Annotated in this window: 22 protein-coding genes; 15 read left to right on the top strand and 7 right to left on the bottom strand. The window is 52.0% G+C overall.

Annotation, left to right across the window (positions count from 1 at the left end):
- Positions 1 to 196: 196 nt before the first annotated feature.
- The 10 genes from L971_RS00985 (at position 197) to L971_RS15100 (ending at position 6,762) form a co-directional block, all read left to right on the top strand.
- Positions 197 to 2,605, top strand: coding sequence for a Na+/H+ antiporter subunit A (locus L971_RS00985; protein ID WP_024371002.1), 2,409 nt, complete (start codon positions 197 to 199; stop codon positions 2,603 to 2,605).
- Entirely contained in the window at positions 2,602 to 3,039 is a 438-nt protein-coding gene (locus L971_RS00980; RefSeq protein ID WP_024371001.1) for a Na(+)/H(+) antiporter subunit B, read from the top strand. Before L971_RS00985 ends, L971_RS00980 begins: the two co-directional genes overlap by 4 nt.
- Positions 3,039 to 3,377, top strand: coding sequence for a Na(+)/H(+) antiporter subunit C (locus L971_RS00975; protein ID WP_024371000.1), 339 nt, complete (start codon positions 3,039 to 3,041; stop codon positions 3,375 to 3,377). The genes L971_RS00980 and L971_RS00975 overlap by 1 nt, the downstream gene beginning before the upstream one ends.
- Positions 3,370 to 4,860: a Na+/H+ antiporter subunit D gene (locus tag L971_RS00970; RefSeq protein WP_024370999.1), complete on the top strand. Its 1,491-nt coding sequence runs from the start codon at positions 3,370 to 3,372 to the stop codon at positions 4,858 to 4,860. Before L971_RS00975 ends, L971_RS00970 begins: the two co-directional genes overlap by 8 nt.
- Entirely contained in the window at positions 4,857 to 5,333 is a 477-nt protein-coding gene (locus tag L971_RS00965; protein WP_024370998.1) for a Na+/H+ antiporter subunit E, read from the top strand. The genes L971_RS00970 and L971_RS00965 overlap by 4 nt, the downstream gene beginning before the upstream one ends.
- Entirely contained in the window at positions 5,333 to 5,608 is a 276-nt protein-coding gene (locus L971_RS00960) for a Na(+)/H(+) antiporter subunit F1 (RefSeq protein ID WP_024370997.1), read from the top strand. Before L971_RS00965 ends, L971_RS00960 begins: the two co-directional genes overlap by 1 nt.
- On the top strand, positions 5,595 to 5,954 hold the full coding sequence (mnhG, locus tag L971_RS00955) for a monovalent cation/H(+) antiporter subunit G (protein WP_024370996.1): 360 nt from the start codon (positions 5,595 to 5,597) through the stop codon (positions 5,952 to 5,954). Before L971_RS00960 ends, mnhG begins: the two co-directional genes overlap by 14 nt.
- 38 nt (positions 5,955 to 5,992) lie before the next feature.
- The gene (locus L971_RS00950; RefSeq protein WP_024370995.1) at positions 5,993 to 6,325 is read left to right on the top strand and encodes a hypothetical protein; all 333 of its coding nucleotides are present in this window, start codon (positions 5,993 to 5,995) and stop codon (positions 6,323 to 6,325) included.
- 64 nt (positions 6,326 to 6,389) lie between these two features.
- Positions 6,390 to 6,593 carry a YwbE family protein gene (locus L971_RS00945; RefSeq protein WP_024370994.1) on the top strand — a complete coding sequence of 68 codons (204 nt, stop codon included), beginning with the start codon at positions 6,390 to 6,392 and terminating at the stop codon, positions 6,591 to 6,593.
- 1 nt (position 6,594) lies between these two features.
- Positions 6,595 to 6,762 carry a hypothetical protein gene (locus L971_RS15100; RefSeq protein WP_167601150.1) on the top strand — a complete coding sequence of 56 codons (168 nt, stop codon included), beginning with the start codon at positions 6,595 to 6,597 and terminating at the stop codon, positions 6,760 to 6,762.
- Positions 6,763 to 6,812: 50 nt separating this feature from the next.
- Here L971_RS15100 and L971_RS00940 read toward each other — a convergent pair whose 3' ends face one another.
- The gene (locus L971_RS00940; protein ID WP_047373873.1) at positions 6,813 to 7,784 is read right to left on the bottom strand and encodes a hypothetical protein; all 972 of its coding nucleotides are present in this window, start codon (positions 7,782 to 7,784) and stop codon (positions 6,813 to 6,815) included.
- A gap of 421 nt (positions 7,785 to 8,205) precedes the next feature.
- On the opposite strand from L971_RS00940, the gene L971_RS00935 reads away from it, so the two are divergent.
- Positions 8,206 to 9,678 (top strand): sodium:alanine symporter family protein, encoded by a 1,473-nt coding sequence (locus L971_RS00935; protein ID WP_047373871.1) that lies wholly within the window; start codon positions 8,206 to 8,208, stop codon positions 9,676 to 9,678.
- A gap of 42 nt (positions 9,679 to 9,720) precedes the next feature.
- Here L971_RS00935 and L971_RS00930 read toward each other — a convergent pair whose 3' ends face one another.
- Positions 9,721 to 10,521 (bottom strand): formate/nitrite transporter family protein, encoded by an 801-nt coding sequence (locus tag L971_RS00930; protein ID WP_047373869.1) that lies wholly within the window; start codon positions 10,519 to 10,521, stop codon positions 9,721 to 9,723.
- 95 nt (positions 10,522 to 10,616) lie between these two features.
- Positions 10,617 to 11,003: a VOC family protein gene (locus tag L971_RS00925; protein ID WP_024370990.1), complete on the bottom strand. Its 387-nt coding sequence runs from the start codon at positions 11,001 to 11,003 to the stop codon at positions 10,617 to 10,619.
- A gap of 81 nt (positions 11,004 to 11,084) precedes the next feature.
- Here L971_RS00925 and L971_RS00920 point away from each other — a divergent pair, with 81 nt between their 5' ends.
- From L971_RS00920 to L971_RS00910, 3 genes are read left to right on the top strand one after another with little or no spacing between them, the layout of a single operon-like run.
- The gene (locus L971_RS00920; protein ID WP_024370989.1) at positions 11,085 to 12,203 is read left to right on the top strand and encodes a GTPase; all 1,119 of its coding nucleotides are present in this window, start codon (positions 11,085 to 11,087) and stop codon (positions 12,201 to 12,203) included.
- Positions 12,204 to 12,215: 12 nt separating this feature from the next.
- Positions 12,216 to 13,358, top strand: coding sequence for a YcjF family protein (locus L971_RS00915; protein WP_047373868.1), 1,143 nt, complete (start codon positions 12,216 to 12,218; stop codon positions 13,356 to 13,358).
- A gap of 26 nt (positions 13,359 to 13,384) precedes the next feature.
- Complete coding sequence (locus L971_RS00910; protein ID WP_047373867.1) at positions 13,385 to 14,347, top strand: D-glycerate dehydrogenase; 963 nt, start codon at positions 13,385 to 13,387, stop codon at positions 14,345 to 14,347.
- 38 nt (positions 14,348 to 14,385) lie between these two features.
- Here the strand turns inward: L971_RS00910 and L971_RS00905 are convergent, their stop codons facing one another.
- From L971_RS00905 to mgsA, 4 genes are all read right to left on the bottom strand, one after another.
- Positions 14,386 to 14,997: a general stress protein gene (locus L971_RS00905; RefSeq protein ID WP_047373865.1), complete on the bottom strand. Its 612-nt coding sequence runs from the start codon at positions 14,995 to 14,997 to the stop codon at positions 14,386 to 14,388.
- 13 nt (positions 14,998 to 15,010) lie between these two features.
- Positions 15,011 to 15,526, bottom strand: coding sequence for a general stress protein (locus tag L971_RS00900; protein ID WP_024370985.1), 516 nt, complete (start codon positions 15,524 to 15,526; stop codon positions 15,011 to 15,013).
- A gap of 118 nt (positions 15,527 to 15,644) precedes the next feature.
- Complete coding sequence (locus L971_RS00895; protein ID WP_047373863.1) at positions 15,645 to 16,454, bottom strand: hypothetical protein; 810 nt, start codon at positions 16,452 to 16,454, stop codon at positions 15,645 to 15,647.
- A gap of 94 nt (positions 16,455 to 16,548) precedes the next feature.
- Complete coding sequence (mgsA, locus tag L971_RS00890) at positions 16,549 to 16,962, bottom strand: methylglyoxal synthase (RefSeq protein WP_029333915.1); 414 nt, start codon at positions 16,960 to 16,962, stop codon at positions 16,549 to 16,551.
- 212 nt (positions 16,963 to 17,174) lie between these two features.
- Here mgsA and L971_RS00885 point away from each other — a divergent pair, with 212 nt between their 5' ends.
- The gene (locus tag L971_RS00885; protein WP_024370982.1) at positions 17,175 to 18,956 is read left to right on the top strand and encodes a mechanosensitive ion channel; all 1,782 of its coding nucleotides are present in this window, start codon (positions 17,175 to 17,177) and stop codon (positions 18,954 to 18,956) included.
- The last annotated feature ends 30 nt before the right edge of the window (positions 18,957 to 18,986 follow it).

Genomic DNA, 18,986 nt, shown 5'->3' with positions numbered 1-18,986 from the left:
AGTGAGCTATACTGGGAATCAACAACATATCGAGAGAGCATTCAAAATAATGTCCAAGGTTGAGGGGTTGAAAAATCGGGTATGAAAGTTTAGAAAACCGAAACGATCACCCGCTCCTTAGAAAAGGAATCTACATTCACTAATGTAAAAGATTACCTTACAAGGCATATTGAGAAAAGTTGAAGGAGGGAACACATTGTCCGCACTGCATTGGGTGATTTTATCGCCTTTTTTATTCGCGCTCATCATACCGTTTCTGTTTAAGTACGTCTCAAAGATTCACACCGGTTGGTTCGTCTGGCTGTTGCCGACGGCACTGTTCGTATACTTCATGAACTGGTTGCCGGTCATCTCGTCTGGGCAAGTCGTCGAGACGACCGTTTCCTGGATTCCGGCGCTCGGCATTGATTTCACCGCTTATTTAGACGGATTGAGCATGCTGTTCGTGTTGCTGATCACGGGGATCGGCTCGCTCGTCGTGCTCTATTCCATCTTCTATCTGTCTAAAAAAGAGCGTCTCGGTAACTTCTATGTATACTTGATGCTCTTTATGGGGGCGATGCTCGGTGTCGTCTTATCAGATAACTTGATCGTCTTGTACGTGTTCTGGGAAGTGACGAGTATGGCGTCAGCGCTTCTCATCAGTTACTGGTTCCACAAGGATAAGTCGACGAAAGGTGCTCAAAAGTCGATGCTGATCACCGTCGCGGGCGGTCTCGCCATGCTCGGTGGTTTCGTGTTGCTCTATCAAATGACAGGCACGTTCAGCATCCGGACGATTATCGCGAACGTCGACGTCGTCCAAGCGAGCCCGCTCTTCGTTCCGGCGATGATTCTCGTCCTTCTCGGGGCGTTCACGAAGTCGGCCCAGTTCCCGTTCCACATCTGGTTGCCGGACGCGATGGAGGCACCGACCCCGGTCAGTGCGTACTTGCACTCGGCGACGATGGTCAAAGCCGGGATTTATCTCGTCGCTCGGATGACACCTGTGTTCGGCGGCTCGAACGTTTGGTTTTGGACGCTGTCGATCGTCGGACTCGTGACGCTCCTTTGGGGCTCGATCTCGGCCGTCCGTCAAAAAGACTTGAAAGGGATTCTCGCTTTCTCGACAGTCAGTCAACTAGGTCTCATCATGTCACTCCTCGGTGTCGGTTCAGCGGCGCTGACAGGCGGTGCGGATGACCCGATTTACTCGCAAGCGATTCTCGTCGCGGTCTTCCACTTGTTCAACCACGCGACGTTCAAGGGCGCACTCTTCATGGCGGTCGGGATTATCGACCACGAGACGGGGACACGGGACATTCGCAAACTCGGGGGCTTGATGACGGTCATGCCGATCACGTTCACCGTCTCGCTCATCGGTCTTGCCTCGATGGCAGGATTGCCACCGTTCAATGGTTTCTTGAGTAAAGAGAAGTTCTTCTCGGCGATGTTGAACGTTCGTAATTTTGAAGCGTTCGACGTCGGCTCGCTCGGGTTCATGTTCCCGCTCATCGCCTGGATTGCGAGTATCTTCACGTTCCTCTACAGCTTGATCATGTTTTTCCACACGTTCCGTGGAAAATTTGAGCCGAGCAACTATGAACGGAAGGTGCACGAGGCACCGATCGGGATGCTCATCAGTCCGATTATTCTCGTCGTACTCGTCATCGTCTTCGGCTTGTTCCCGAACTTGTTGTCGTACTCGATCATCGAACCGGCGAAACAAGCGATTTTACCGACGGTCTTGCCGGAAGGTGAACAGTTCGTCGTCGACATTAAGATTTGGCACGGGGTCAACACAGAGCTTCTCATGACGCTCGGTGTCGTCTTGATCGCCTCGTTCTTGTTCTATCTCATGCACCGTTGGATGAAACTCGCGATCTACAACCGCGAGCGTGACCCGTTCAACTGGTTCTATGACAATGCGCTCACTGGCCTCACGTCAGGTTCACAGTGGATCACGCGTCTTCAAATGACGGGACTGTTGCGCGATTACTTCGCGTACATCTTCACGTTCATGCTGCTTCTCGTCGGTTACACGTTCTGGCGTTTCGATGCCTTTGCGATCGATACGGCGAACACGAGTGTGATTGAACCGTTCATGTGGATTTTGATCCCGCTCCTCATCGGGGCGATCGTCACAATCCCGTTCTTGAACCACCGCATCACGGCGGTCATCGTCGTCGGTGTCATCGGGTTCTTGCTCGCGCTCTTGTTGATCGTGTTCCGCGCACCAGATCTCGCCTTGACGAAACTGCTCGTCGAGACGGTGACACTCGTCATTTTCATGCTCGCCTTCTATCACTTGCCAGAGATGCGCAAAGAGAAGTTCACCCCGCGTTTGAACGTGGCCAACTTGTTAATCTCGATTGGCGTTGGGGTCATGATGACACTCGTCGCCCTTAGTTCGGCGGCGCTTGGAAACGAGGCAGGCTATGAGTCGATTTCAGATTACTTCCTCGAGAACGCGAAAGAACTCGCAGGCGGCTACAACGTCGTCAACGTCATCCTCGTCGACTTCCGTGGGCTCGATACGCTGCTTGAAGTACTCGTGTTGGCGGTCGCCGCCCTCGGGATTGTCACATTGATTAAATTACGCTTGAAAGGAGGAGAAGACGTATGAAGAGACATGTGAGAGCGAGCAACTTGATGCTCCACAGCATCACCCGGGTCGTCACATTTGTCTTACTCGCGTTTTCGATTTACTTGTTCTTCGCCGGGCACAACAACCCTGGCGGAGGGTTTATCGGTGGATTGATGACGGCGAGCGCGCTTCTCCTCATGTATTTGGGATTTGACATGAAGCGCATCAAAAAGGCGCTTCCGTTCAACTTTACGACGATGATTGCCGTCGGCTTGCTCGTCGCCTTGTTCACGGGTGTGTCGAGCATGTTGTTCGGTTATCCGTTTTTGACCCAGTTTTTTGACTACTACGACTTACCGGTCCTCGGGACGACCGAGCTGTCGACGGCGCTCCCGTTCGACCTCGGTATCTACTTGGTGGTCGTGGCCATTGCCTTGACGATAATTTTAGCGATTGCGGAGGATGATTCGTAATGGAAATACTCATGTCGATTACGGTCGGTGTCCTCTTCATGGTCGGCACTTACCTGTTACTGACGAAAAGCTTGTTGCGAATCGTGCTCGGTTTAATCCTCTTGTCGCACGGGGCGCACTTCTTACTGTTGACGATGTCGGGACTGCAGAGCGGGACGCCGCCGCTCCTTAACTTAAATTCAGAAGCTTATGCCGACCCGTTGCCGCAAGCACTCGTCTTGACGGCGCTCGTCATCAGTTTCGGGATGACTTCATTTTTACTCGTCCTGTCATACCGGACGTACAAAGCGTTCAAGACGGACGATTTAGAACAATTGAGGGGGTCGGCTGATGAATAACTTGCTCGTACTCCCATTCCTAATTCCGTTCGCTGTCGGAGCCATCTTGATTTTGTTCTCGAAGCGAATCGGACTACAGCGTTTCTTGAGCGGGTTGACGGCCATTCTCATGCTCGGCGTCGCGATTTACTTGCTCAGTGTCGTTCGGGCCGAAGGGGTCGTCGTTCTCGAAGTCGGGAATTGGTCGGCACCGTTCGGGATCGTTCTTGTCGCCGACTTGTTCGCGGCCATCATGGTGCTCATGTCAGCGATCGTCGGATTGCTCTGTCTCTTCTTCGCATTTCGGACGATCGCACCGGAGCGCGAGAAGTTTTACTTCTATCCGTTCTACTTCTTCTTGTTGACAGGGGTGAACGGGGCGTTCTTGACAGGTGACATTTTCAACTTGTTCGTCTTCTTCGAAGTGATGCTCATCTCGTCTTACGTGTTGATCGTCATGGGCGGGACGAACTATCAGCTCCGTGAGTCGCTCAAGTACGTCGTCATGAACATCTTCGCCTCAATCTTGTTCATCGCGACGATGGCGTTCACGTACGCCGTCACCGGTACGCTCAACATGGCGCAACTCGCCGAGCGTGTCGCCGAGCTTGAACAAGTCGGGGTGCTGAACGTCATTGCGATGTTCTACTTCATCGTCTTCGGGATGAAAGGGGCGTTGTTCCCGCTTTACTTCTGGTTGCCGCGTTCGTATTTCGGACCGCCGGCCGCAGTCGCCGCCTTGTTCGGCGGACTGCTGACGAAAGTCGGGATTTACGCGATCATCCGGACGTTCACGCTCATCTTCCCGCATAACCAAGAGTTCACACAGCCGATCCTCATTTGGGTCGGGGCGATCACGATCGTCATCGGCGGCCTCGGTGCCGTCTCGAACTTCGACTTCAAGCGCATCCTGTCGTACCATATCGTGTCGCAGGTCGGCTATATGGTCATCGGTCTCGGTCTGTACACGAGCCTGGCGGTTGCGGCGGCGATTTATTATATCGTCCACAACATCATCGTGAAGACGGCGCTCTTCCTCTATGCCGGGACGGCGCAACGCATCACCGGCACGACCGACCTGAAACAGATGGGCGGACTGTTGAAGACGCACCCGCTCCTCGGGTGGATGTTCTTCATTACCGGGATCGCCATCGCCGGCATCCCGCCGTTCAGTGGATTCGTCAGTAAACTGTCGCTCGTCGTCTCGAGTTTTGAGACGGAGCAATACGTCGTCGGTGGGATCGCGCTCGCTGTCGGCATGTTGACGCTCTTCTCGATGATCAAAATCTTTATGTACGTGTTCTGGGGCGAGCAAAAGCATACGAAAGCCCAAGGCAAGACGAAAGTCGGAGACTTGTTGCTGCCTGCCATCCCGCTCGTCATCTTGACGACGGTGCTCGGTGTCGCGGCCCAACCGATCCTTTCGTTCTTCCTCGAGGCGTCGAACCAGTTGCTCGACCCGTCGATTTATATTGATTCGGTCTTGAAAGGAGGGGGCGCATGACGTTCCAAGTCGTTTTAAACACCGTCATCGCCATCATGTGGGCGGTGCTTTGGAATAGTTACACCGGCGTCGATTTCCTGCTCGGCTACATCGTCGGGATTTTCATCTTGTTCGTCTTGCGTCGCTTCCTTCACTTCGACTTCTATATGCGCCGCGTCTTCGCTGCGTTCAAACTGATCGCCTTGTTCATCAAAGAGTTGATCATGTCGAACATCGATGTCGTTAAAGTGCTCCTTAGTCCGAAGTTCGACATCGAGCCAGGCATCATCGAAGTCCCGACCCAGCTCAAGTCAGATTGGGAGTTGACGCTCCTTGCTTCACTCATCAGTCTGACGCCGGGAACGTTATCGATGGATTTTTCAGAAGATAAGAAGTCGATCTTCGTCCACTCGATTCACGTACCAGACAAGGAACAGATGATACGCGAGATTCACGACACGTTTGAAAAAGCGATAATGGAGGTGACGCACTGATGTTTAAAGTGTTGCTTATGATCGCGTTGTTCTTCATGTCGATCTCACTTGTCATCTCGTTCATCCGGACCGTGAAAGGGCCGACGATGCCAGACCGTATCGTCGCGCTCGATGCGATCGGGATCACGCTCATTGGCGTCATCGGGATTTTGATGATCCTCCAAGAGACGATCGCCTACGCCGAGGTCATCCTCGTCATCGGGATATTAGCGTTCATCGGGACGATTGCCTTGTCAAAATTTGTGGAGAGGGGGGATATCTTTGACCGCGATTGAATGGATTGTTGCGATTCTTTGTCTGATCGGAGGATTCCTCAGCCTCGTCGGTGGAATCGGTTTTATCCGGTTCCCGGACGTGTACGGGCGGACGCACTCGGCGACGAAGAGCGCCACGCTCGGCGTCATCACTGTTATGGTCGGGACGTTCCTCTACTTCTTGCTCGCGGAAGGGATGTTCTCCGGAAAGATTTTACTGACGATTCTCTTCGTCTTCTTGACGGCCCCGCTCGCCGCACTGATGGTATCCCGGGCCGCATACCGGACCGGTGTCCCACTTTCTAAGTTGACGACACAAGATGACTTGAAGAAAAAATATCCGGAAGCACGAAAAGACGTACACTGACACTCTCCGTTTCGGGGAGTGTTTTTAGGAGGGGTTCGATGCATCAAATTGAAATCGGGAATGATGTGGAGACACATCGGTTGACGATCATACGAGCCAGCCGAGAAATCGTAGCCATCGAGATCTTCGGGCACGTCGAAGCCGTCACGACAACGGATTATGTCGCCTTTGCCCGGGCGCTCACAGAAGCCTATCATGCACTTGACGGCACGGCACGACTCTTCAATGTAGGCGGACAGGCGATTGTGACGTTGACGTTCAAACGCGGCGGCGTCGACGTCAGCATTACGCGTGGCGGAGCTGTTCGGACGTTTCGTACCGACCAAAGTTATATGACTCCGGCACTCGCTCAAGTCGGCGTCATCGAATAGGTTGTGACAAAAACGGGAAAAGAGCATATGATAGAGGTTGACTATACGGAAAGGGGTGTCGGGTATGGATGGCACGAAACGCGCGGACATTCGACCAGGGCTCCACGTCCAGATTGTCCTAAAACAAGATCAGCGGAGTGGGAAGTTGACGAAAGGCGTCGTCAAAGACATTTTGACGAACTCGCCGCGTCACCCGCACGGCATTAAAGTACGCTTAAGCGATGGACAGGTCGGTCGAGTGAAAGTGATCGAAGCTGGAGGTGAATGACATGAGTGAAAAGAAAATGAGTTTTCAAGAGGCGATGAAACAAAAACTCGCCGAGAAGAAGCAAAGTCAGACGAAAGTGCCGACAGGTCTTCATGGGACGAAGCAGAAACCGTTGACGAACCAGTTGACGAAGAAGCCGAACAACCAGAAGAAACGGACAGGCGTTTAAAAGGCAGCCGCTCAATCGAGCGACTGCCTTTTTTCTTCGTTCACACCTGTTCAGTCATGCGACGTACCGATGAAAAGCCCGTTATTGAAGTCATCGAGAAGTTTTTGGTAATACTTCATTTGGTCGATGTTTTTACTTGAAAGCGCTGCGTCCGCACCGGCAATCATCTCACCAACTGTCAGACCGACCTCGACTCCGCTGTCTTTGTAGACGAGATCAAGGTTTTGGAAATCAGCGTCGTTCAACAGGACGTTGATTTTCGCGGCCGTCAGCTGCATGATCAACCGTTTCTCTTCCGTCATCCCTTTTTTCGCGGGATCCATGAGAAGGGCGAGTGCCGCGCGATCGTGAATCACACTGTAATCTTTTCCATCAATGGTGATGACTGTGCCGTACGAGAACGTCACTTTGTCGAAATTGAAGATGTTTTTCCAGAATCCGATGGTGAACACATCATAGTCGTCCATTGGTGGCGGTGGTGTGCATTCTTCCACCGTCAACGTGACGTAGCGGACCCATGGGTTGCCGACCCCCGGATCACCCGGATAGGCGGTTTCGTCAGCGCCATTCACTACTGTGTCCAAGTGAAGGAAGACATTGAATTGGAAACCGTCAGAAAAGAGTGTCGAAACATCTACTCCGAGATAACTTGCGAGATCCGCATACGAAATCACCAAGTGTGTCGGATCGACGTTCGAGTACGTTTTAAAGTCGTATGCCCCTGGGCTTCCTCGTTCAAGGGAATCGCTCAACAGACGAAAATCAATCTTGACGTTTTCAGCGGCATCTTTGAGCATGACCCCGTCATTCAAATCAATGACGATTTTCAGCCCGTTTGCGACAAACTCAAAGTCGACCGTACCGATTGGAATGTGTTGTCCCGCATAAATCGTCTTATCCGACGTCGTCGAGACACACCATTGTTGACTACTCTCTTCCGCGACTACTCCTTTCATTGGTAACAGCGACAGCACGAACATGAGCACGAACAAAAGCGACCACCATTTGCGATGCTTCTTCATCTCATTCCCTTCTTTCTTCGTGATGACTGAACGTGGTGTTGTAGAAGGCGCGCACCTATAGTTATTTATTACCCGGTAGGTCGGGATTCATTCGAGAATCGGGAAATATTGTCATACTATATTGATAGAACGGCGATCAGATTCACAAACAAACCTATTCACAAAACGAATAGTATGAAACAAGTTGAATGAAATCCTCGAAATCAAGCCGGGAAATATAGATTTATAATTTCTTTTGAGACATTATGTAAGCGCTTCAAGTGTCGGTTTTTCGGGGTTCGTGTCGAATTTCATGTGAACTTTCTGTGAACCAACCTATAAAAAAATTATTGCTAATTGTCAGAATCTTTGTATAATTCAAAACAAGACATTATAAAAATCTTAACAACTTCAGATTCACACAACAGGGAGGAACTTATTCATGGAAGCCGTACAAAACTTATTGCAAGGAAGCGTCGACTTTTTAAACAACATCTTATGGACGTACGTGTTGATTGTGGCGCTCGTCGGAGCAGGGATTTATTTCACGGTCAAAACACGATTTATGCAATTCCGTTACTTAAAAGAGATGTTCCGTGTCGTCACTGACAAATCAGACGTCACACTCGCGAAAGATGGCAAGAGTATCAGCTCGGCGAAGTCGTTCTTCATCGGAGCAGCGACACGAATCGGAACGGGTAACTTGGCCGGTGTCACGGTCGCCATCACTCTCGGGGGTCCGGGTGCCGTCTTCTGGATGTGGATCGTCGCGCTTCTTGGTGGAGCGACAGCGATGATCGAGAGCACGCTCGCTCAAGTATACAAAGTGAAAGATGACGTCGCATACCGCGGGGGTCCAGCTTACTACATTGAAAAAGGTCTTAACAACCGCGTCCTCGGTATCGTCTTTGCGGTGTTGATCGCCTTCACGTTCGGTCTCATCTTCAACTCGGTTCAATCGAACACGATCGCGGCAGCGTTCGACAACGCGTTCGGTCTTGAAGCGGCTATCGGCGGAGCTGTACTCGTCGTGTTGACGGGTCTCGTCATCTTCGGCGGCGTGCAACGTGTCGCGAACTTCTCAGCAATCGTCGTACCAATCATGGCAGTCCTTTACTTGATCATCGCCCTTTACGTCGTCGTCGTGAACATCACAGAAATGCCAGCTGTTCTTGGTATGATCTTCCAAAGCGCGTTCGGTCTCGAGCAAGCGTTCGGCGGATCGGTCGGAGCTGCTATCATGATGGGTGTACGTCGTGGTCTCTTCTCGAACGAAGCCGGTATGGGTTCGGCACCGAACGCCGCTGCGACAGCAGAAGTGTCTCACCCGGCGAAACAAGGTTTCATGCAGACGCTCGGTGTCTTCTTGGACACGTTGATCGTCTGTACAGCAACAGCAGCGATCGTTCTTCTTTCGGACAGCTACGCGGCTGGTAACGGCGAAGGGATCGCACTCCTTCAAAATGCGTTGGCTGAACAAATCGGATCATGGGCACCTGCTTTCATCGCCATCAGCGTCCTCTTGTTCGCCTTCAGCTCAATCGTCGGCAGTTACTACTACGGTGAGACGAACATCGAATTCATCAAGAAGAGTAAAGGTGCCGTCTTCGGCTTCCGTCTTCTCACGATGGGCTTCGTCTTCCTCGGATCGGTCGCAAGTCTCGGCTTCGTCTGGAGTCTCGCCGACTTGTTCATGGCCGGCATGACACTCATCAACTTGGCGGCAATCACACTTCTCGGCGGTGTGGCCTTCAAAGTACTCCGTGACTACGAAGAGCAACGCGCTCAAGGTCTCAACCCACGCTTCTCGGCCCGTAAACTCGGCATCGAGAACACAGAGTGCTGGGACGTCGAAGAAGAAGAAGTCGCGCAAGGTACGGTCCAAGCGGCCGCAGCCGACTCATCAAAAGCATAATCATTACAACAACAGGGGCCCTGCTCATCGGGGCCCCTGTCTTTATGCGTTCTGGCGGATAGATTTGATGGTGGTCGAGGAAGATTGTGCGTTCAAATGGACATACGTGCCAGCGACGAACAAGGCGCCACCGACGATGTTACCGAGTGTGGCGAAGAGCAAATTATTCAAGGCGAGGCCGATGTTGATCATTTCCGAAGGCGCGTAATACAGTGCAAGCCCGAAGATGCCCATGTTGGCGATCGAGTGTTCGAAACCGGCGGCGAAAAAGACGACGACCGGCAACATCGTCAACATGATCTTCGCGACATCGTTCTGCGTCTTGAGCGGCATGAAGATGGCGATACAGACGAGGATGTTACACAGAATCCCTTTCAAAAAGATGGCGAACGCGTCACCACCCATTTTTTTGGCGGCGACGACGGACAGTAAATGATCACTTCCGACTTCACCCATACTGTGGGCACCGATGACGAGAACGACGAGTAAGAGCGCACCGACCAAGTTGCCGATCCAACTGATGCCCCATACGTTGACGAGATCACGCCACGCGACCCGGTTTCGTTTCGCCCCGGTGTACAAGTACATCGTGTTGCTCGTGAACAGCTCCCCGCCCATCCAGACGATGAAGACGAGAGCGACAGAGAAACTCATCCCGGCGAACAGCATCGTTCCAGGGACGTCGATGAACATGTTCCCGACAGAGAACGCGAAGACGACCCCGATCCCGATTAAAAATCCGGCGACAATCGAGCGGAGTGCGTATTGGCCAAAAGAATGACGCAACAGCGTCGCCTTTTTGTACGCCGCTTCTTCCATATACTCAACAACTTGTTTTTCCATTCGAAAAGACCTCCTTAGACACTTTTAAGTCTAGGAGGTCCGATAAAAGTTTGCAATTGTTTTCACAAACTTTCGTTAGGCGTCCGTGCAATCGTTCACATCGTTGCCACGAGTTCCACTTTCATCCGGTCCGGGTCCTCGAAGTAGAGGGCGATATAGTTCGGACCGCCGGCATGAGGGAAGCGGTCGGCATACAGCTCGGTGAACCCGTGGCGAGACAATTCTGGCCGCAGCCGCTCGAGCTGGTCGCGTGACTCCGCATGAAAGGCGATGTGGTTCAAACCGGTCTTCTTGCGATGGTAAGGCGGCTCGAGATGTGCGGCCTCGGTTTGGACGAAGACGAGATACGTGTCACCGAAGCGGTAGCTTTGGCCATGCTCCCATTGTTGATAGACGGTGTAGCCGAGTTCGGTGAGGAGCCAGTCCCAGGCTGTGAGGCTTTTTTTCAAATCGGAGACGTACAGTTCGAGATGGTGCAACATTTGTCTCATCCTTTCGTCGGACGTTTCAAACCTGTCCATTTAGTATAATGGTAATTATACGATGAAGGCAGGGGGAACGATATGGACAACACGGGGCTTGTCTCGAATATATTAATCGCGGGGAAGACCGGGGTCGGGAAGAGCGCGTTTTTGAACTACATTTACGGGCGTGACGTCGCCGAGTCGCGGGCCGGTAGACCGGTGACGGCTGAAGGGCTGCATGAGTATGAATATTATGACCTCGAGCGCGGAATTTTATTCCGCTTCTTTGATACATGGGGGCTTGAGGCGGATCGGTCGGACGAATGGCATGACGCGATTTTATCGATCGTCAATGAACGGGAAGGTGCGCTCGACATCGCGGACTGGTTTCATACCATCTATTACTTATTGTCCATCAACTCAGGACGTGTCGAGGCGTATGAGCTGGACTCGATTTTAAAGCCGCTCTACGCGAAACGGAGCAACGTCACAATCATTTTAACGAACTACAATCCAGACAGCGCCATGAACGTCGAGAAGGCGGAGGCGATGGAAGCTGTCTTGGTCCGTGAGCTCGGTGTGAGCAGTGAAGCGATCATTCGTGTCAACAGCGTCGAGAAGAAGTTACTGAGCGGGCAGGTCGTCCCGCATATCGGTTATGAGGCCGTATGGAACCGGAACCGGACGAATTTATGGCGCGACGTCGAACGGAAGTTGCCGCTCAATTTGACTCGACACTTATTGGACGAGCTCGATTCGTGGCGTCAACGAAGCTATCGCTCGGCTGAAACGATCCGGATGATCACGCCACAGGCGATGATCAGTTGGAAGGCGAGAAACATCGAGAAAGATTTAGAGCAGACGCTCGAAGCAGCCGCGGAGACGACAGAAGAGGCGATGGCGCAAGGGATCCGCCACTACATTCAACTGATGCAACGATATCCGCTCGTCGGGGCGCCGTCTGACCTCGTGTTCAACACACGTCGAGTCGAACTCGGGTTTGACTACTCGTTCAAGCGGACGATTCGCAAGATGGTGCTCGGAATGATTCCTGGTGTCCACTTCATCTATTGGGCGTTCAAACGACGAACGGCGGAGCGAGGGATTAAAAAGGCAGTCGATCAGCAATACGAATTGGTCAAACAGACGATTGAATTGGACGTCCGCCGCGGTTTCGAGGAAGAGATGCGCCGCCTTGGCCGGACGCTCAGTCAATGAGGAGGGACTTATATGGAGAAGAACATACCGTTCAACTTAGACACGTATGATTTAAAAGAAGAATTGGATCGGCTACGTGGAAAGGTGAAAAAGCCGAACATTTTAATCGCCGGGGCCACCGGGTCGGGGAAAAGTTCGGTCGTCAACCACGTGTTCGGACGGGATTTGACGAAAGTCGCGGCCGGTGAACCGGTCACACGTGGGATTCATCAGTTTATGAGTGACGATGTCGCCATCGTCTTGTACGACAGCGAAGGCTATGAGATCGGGAGTGCGCGGCAAGAGGCGTATGCGGACGAAGTCATCGGGTTTGTGGAGCGGGCACAGTCGAAAGGCGCTGCCGAACAAATCCATCTCGTCTGGTACGCCATTAACGCGTCGATGAAACGCGTCACCCCGCTCGATCGAGCACTGATCAAACGATTGAATGCCGTGACCGCGGTCGCGGTGTTGTTCACGCAAATCGATCAAGTCGACGTCGATGAGTTGACGGCGTTACGGGAGGAACTGACGGACATCGTCCCGGACGAGGCGGTGTTCCAACTCAGTGTCGCCGAAGAGCTGTTGCACGACGAGGAACTTCGCGCACATCTCGACTGGGAGCGTCTTGTCACATGGTCCGTCGATCAACTCGACCAGTCGCTTCAAGAAGGACTGCTTATGGAAATTCACGCCGAGAGCGAAGCGATGCTCAAGTTGAAGCGGAAAAAAGCGAACCGGATCATTTCGGGCTACGTTGCCAGTGCGGGGACAGCGGCCGCCGTGCCGCTCCCGTTCGCGGACGCGATCGCATTAACACCGATTCAAGTGACGATGAGCGTCCATCTGTTCCGATATTGGGGGGTGAAAGCGAACGACGACATGTTGAAGACGTTAATCGGGAGCACGATCATCCCTCAAATCGGACGGGCGCTATCAAAGACGATCTTACTGAACGTGTTGAAGTTCTTCCCAGGAGCGAACGCGGCGGCGAGTGTCATCAATGCGACGGTCGCTTCCGGGATCACATGGGCGATCGGTCTCGCCATCAACGAGATCGCTTTCCGGAATGCGATGGATTCATCGAAGACGATCGAACAGTTGCTCAACAGTGATTTCGGTTCGCTATTTGAACAGTTCATGGAACAGAATCCGGTGACGAAAAAGAAAGATTGAATAATATAGAGACGAGGAGCGATTGGATGAGAAAACGAATTTATATTACGAGACGCTTACCTGAAGAAGCGGTGGCCCCGCTACGAGAGGATTATGACGTACGGATGTGGGAAGAAGAAGCGGTGAGTGTGCCGCGTGACGTCTTGCTCGAAGAGGCAGCAGCGGCCCACGGGCTGTGGACGATGCTGAGCGATACGGTCGATCGTGAATTGATCGAGCAAGCCCCGCACCTCGAGGTCATCTCAAACTTGGCGGTCGGCTACAACAATATCGACGTAGATGCGGCGAAAGAGCGGGGAATCATCGTCACGAACACACCGGACGTGTTGAGCGAGACGACAGCGGACCTCGCCTTCGGACTGATGATGATGACGGCACGTCGTCTCGGTGAGGCCGAACGTGATTTACGGGCCGGAGAATGGAAGTCGTGGACGCCGATGGGGTACGTCGGGATGGATGTATATCGTGCCAAGCTCGGGATCATCGGAATGGGACGAATCGGCGAAGCTGTCGCGCGACGGGCCCGCGGTTTTGATATGGACGTGCTGTATCATAACCGGACGAGGCGGCATGAGTCAGAATCGATGTACGGTTTCGTTTATGCTGAACTCGATGAACTCCTCACCGATTCCGACTTTGTCATCGTGCTCGCGCCGCTCACGGAAGAGACGCGTGGCATGATCGGTGCCGCGGAATTCGGCAAGATGAAAGAGACGGCTGTGTTCATCAACGTCGCCCGCGGTGAAATCGTTGACGAAGAAGCGCTATACGACGCGTTGAACGAGAAACGAATCTGGGCGGCCGGACTCGATGTGTTCGCGAAAGAGCCGATCGAGATGGAGCATCCGCTGTTGACGCTTCCGAACGTCACGACGCTCCCCCATATCGGCAGCGCCTCGATTCGAACACGTCTCGCCATGATGGCACTTAACCGAGAGGCGATCATGAATGTGTTGGCAGGGATAGAGCCGAAAAATCGACTAACATGAAAAAAAGGAGTCTGACAGTTGTCAGGCTCCTTGCTTTGTTAGAAGCGACGGATGTTATCCGGGTCTTCATGGTCGTTACGAAGCGCCCGGTCGTCGAGACCACGGAGCTTCGCTTCTTTGTCGTTCAATTTCGCTTTTTCATCCAATTTGTCTTGCTCAGGATCAACGGCCCGGTTCGGATTGTCTCCGACCGATTCGTTGAACGGTTTCGAATCGATCTCGAGTCCGTCCGCCGTATGATGCCCTTGATGACTCGTGTCATGCTTTGAGTCGTTATATGGCGTCGAGTCGACCGTCAGTCCTTCATTGTGGCGACGTTCAAAGTCTTCATCGACATAGATCAGAATCTTTCCGTCTTCGACGTCGCGATAGTGGCGATTGACTTCTTCTTCGCTGAGTCCCATGTTGCGAAGGCCGCTATGGACATCTTCATGGCCGCTTAGGAAAGCGCGGACTTTGTCGAACCAGCCCGTCTCATGCGACGCTTCTGTGTGGACGTCGGTTTGTCGACGCAAAATCGAGACGCTATCCTCATGCTTGGCGACGACGTAAATGTCTGAATCCTTATATCCTTTGGCACGCAGTTCCTCGACTTTGCCGAGGGCTGACTGTTGGGTGTCGAACATGCTGATAAATCGTTTCTCACTCATGTGTGGATCCTCCTTATAATCGGCGATGGTCTTCTAGCCCGGAATGCCCGCGGACAATCGGGTCGTCTTTCGTACCGCGTGGTTCTTCATCGTGGTCGTTAAACGGTTTGGCGTCAAATGCGATGCCGTCCGCTTCTTCCCCTTTTTCATGGTCGAGCTCACTATCTTTTTTATACATATTCGGATAGCGATCGTAGGAATGCTTGTCGACGTAGAGCAGCAGTTTGCCGGCGTCGATCGCGGTGTAGTACTCTTCTGCCTCGGCGTCACTCAACCCCATATTGCGTAACTCGTCGCGAATCCGGTCGCTGCCATGAAGGAACGACTTGACGCGGTCGAGCCAGTTCACGTCGCGAATCCCTGCTTCGGCGTTGACGTCGGTATGGTAGCGCAATGCGGAAATTTCCCCATCCCGCTTGGCAACGACGTGCATGTTCTTCTCGGCTTCCCCAGCCGTTCGAAGCTCATCTACTTTGTCCATTACTTCTTGCTCGCTTGCAAACAGCCCGATAATTTTACGGTCAGACATATTGTGCCTCCTTCGTTATGTTGTCGTATTTTACAAATTGGCGTCACGCTATTAGTAATTTCCGTTCTTCGCTAGATTCAAACAAAAAACGCCTTCTCGTGAGAGAAAGCGTGACGTTTTAATAGTAGAGGATGATGTCGTCATTGCCGAGCCGGCAACGGGTATTTCGCCAGACGAACTCGATGAGGGTCCATAACGCCATGAATCCGCTAATACCGAGCAGGACGAGCGCGTAGATTGGGGTCAATTGGATCAAAAACGACCATTCGAGCGCCATGAGCAACGGTTGGGTCAAAATGACGAAGCCGATATAGACGAGCACGATGAAGAGCGCGAACAAGACGCGTCGCCCGAGCGTTTGAAACTGGTGACGGAAGCGGGTCAACATACCGAAGACGGCCCCGGTCAACAGAACCGGAAGCACGAACCCGAAGTAGTCGATCGCATACATAGCGGTCGGGGCGGTAAAGAGACGCAAGCTGAACAAATCGTCCATGACAAGCAACAGGTTCGCATAGGCGAAGGCGAGAATCATGCCGAGCAGCCATCCGAACTGATTCCAGGCACGGCGCGATGATTTCATCGCCTCGATTTTCGTGTAAGCGAGGAATGAGACGTCGCGCATCTCGATATCTTGCAACTTTAATTTCATCTCGTTCAAGCGGTCGATCGCCCAATCGAATTCGCGGGTGACTTGTGTCTTTTCGTAAGGCTTGAGTTCATCGGATTGTTCGACGATCGTATGGTATCGCCGTCTGAACTCCTCATTTGTGGATGGTTTTTCGACTAGAAATGCCGCGTATTCGCTCGGGTGCTGTTTTAATAGCCCCACAAGTGATTGACCGTTCTTCTCGGCTTGATGGATGTATCCGGCCAAGCTATCGAGTAACCGCTCTGCTTCTGCCTCGTCATCGACGAGCTCCAACAAATGAGTGCGGACTTGATCATAATAGGCTTGGAGGGCCGGATCGTTAAATACTGGTTGCTTCAGAATGATCCCTCTCTTCTTATCATTATATGTTTCATAGAGGCGGTTCGTCGTTATGGTGGAGCTGGCGCGCCTCGAAATCACCTTGTTCAATGCTGCGAATCAAAATCTCGCTTCCTCCCATGTTCGTGGCGAGAGGGATTGAATAGACGTCGCAAAGCCGCATGAGCGCACTCACGTCAGGTTCATGCGGTTGGGCCGTCAACGGGTCGCGGAAGAAGAGAATCATGTCCATCTCTCCACGCGCGACGGCAGCCCCGATTTCTTGGTCACCCCCGAGTGGTCCTGACTTAAAACAATGAACCGAAAGGCCGGTCGCCTCAGCGACACGTGCTCCTGTCGTGCCGGTCGCGAACAGTTGATGGTGCTCCAAAATATGGCTGTACGTTTTCACGAGTTGAATCAAATCATCTTTCTTCTTGTCATGGGCAATCAAGGCGATGTTCATTTTGACTCCTCCTAAAAAAGATTTTCCTACTCATTCGTACCACATTTGATTAGGAAAGACACGTCTTCTTTCTAATGAAAACAAAATCGATCATTCTTGAATCTTTATCGCGCTATATGAAACAGGAAAGGTTTAGGCGTCTGGAAATGTTGGTATTAATACAGAGAGTCAATGTTAACCAAAATTTAAAAGAGATAGGAGGAAGATGTTGGATGGATAATACAACATACAATTTCAACACGTTCATGTCATGGTTACCAGATCTTTTACTTGCACTTCTAGTCCTCGTTGTCGGTTTTATCTTAGCGAAAGTTCTGGAAAACGTGACACGTAAGGCGCTCCGTAAAGCTCGCCTTGACGAACGCGTTGGTGTCAAAAAAGAAGGAGAGCCAGGTAAACCTGGAAGAGAGGAGAAGCGGTGGACGCCTGAACGGATTATCGGCAAAGTCGTCTTCTTTGGAGTATTGCTCCTCGCCTTCTTAATCATCTTTGAATTTATGAACGTACCTGCAGTGACACAACCGTTCAGCCAAATCTATGCTGGACTCTCTGGTTTGATCACAGGAGTCGTTAAAGCGGGTCTCATCTTACTCGTAGCCTGGATTATCGCGACATTGTTGAAAAAAGCGATTCAAATGGCAGGTCATCGTCTCAACTTGAACAAGTTGATGGAAAAGACCGGACAAGAGTCGACGAGCGTCAATCAGACGAAATGGGTCGATACGGTCGCGAACATCGTCTTCTACCTCGTCTTGCTGTTAGCGCTCCCAGCCGTCCTTGACGCCCTCGGATTACGCGGAATCAGCGGACCGTTCGAAGACTTGTTGAACAGCTTCCTTGCTTTCATTCCTAAACTCGTTGCGGCCGCTCTCATCTTTGCGATCGGTTACATCGTGGCGAAGATCGTACGTGACATTTTGACGAAGTTCTTGGAGGCGGCAGGGTTAAACAAGTTTGCCGAGAAGCTCCACTTATCGGATTACGTCAAAGGGTCGAGCCTTGCGAAAGCAGTCGGCACGATCGTGTTCATCTTGATTATGATCCCGGTCACGATTTCAGCGCTTGAAGCGTTGAACATCCGCGGGATTTCAGATCCAGCGATTTCGATGCTTAACAACATTTTGGCGATGATTCCAAACATCATCGTTGCCATCGTCTTGATTCTCGTCGGTGTCTTCGTCGCCAAGTGGCTCAAAGGTGTTGTCGTTTCACTCCTTGAGAACTTAGGCGTCAACTCGCTCGCTGAAAAGATGGGCTTCGGTGGCCGTTCTACGTCATCGACGTCGGTCGCCCAAGTGATTGGGACGATCGTTCAAATTATCGTGATCTTGTTGTTCGTCTCTGAGGCGCTCCAAGTCGCTAACCTCGACTTCATGGCGTCACTTGCGACAGCGATCTTCGCTTACTTGCCAATGGTCATCGCGGCCATCATTATCTTGGCCGTCGGTTTCTGGCTCGCCAATATGGCAGAACGTCTCGTCGGCAGTGTGCTCGTCGATGGAGCAGGTCAACCGAGCGTTCTCCGTCACGTGGCAAAATATGCGATTCTCGGAATTGCCTTCTTCATGGCAATTAGCCAACTCGGCATCGCGCCGATGATTGTCAACACAGCATTCTTGCTCATCCTCGGTGCAGTCGCGCTTGCGTTCGGCCTTGCCTTCGGTCTCGGTGGACGTGAAACAGCGGCCCGTTACTTGAAGAAAGCTGAGAAGAGCATCGATGAGACAGAAGTCTCGAAAGAAGGGCTCGAGCAAGAAAAAGCACAAATGAATCAAGAAGCCGAAGCTGCAAAACGTGAGGCGAAACAAGGTTTGGATCAATCGAAACGTGAAGCGAATCAAACGAAACAAGAGTTGAAGCGTGAAGCGGATCGGACGAATATGCCGAACCAAACGAACGTAGACGGTCCAGAACCGAACCCGTTCCATGACAATATCACGCCGGATGAAAACAACCGGTCATTAGACGATAATGAAGGACCACTCCGTCCGTAATCAATCGTTGAACAGGTCTCTCACTGAGAG

The sequence above is a fragment of the Exiguobacterium sp. ZOR0005 genome (assembly GCF_000798975.1).
In the GTDB taxonomy this organism is placed as follows: Bacteria; Bacillota; Bacilli; order Exiguobacteriales; family Exiguobacteriaceae; genus Exiguobacterium; species Exiguobacterium aurantiacum.
Note: the sequence above shows the minus strand (reverse complement) of the source record. Positions and strands in the feature narration are given on the sequence as shown.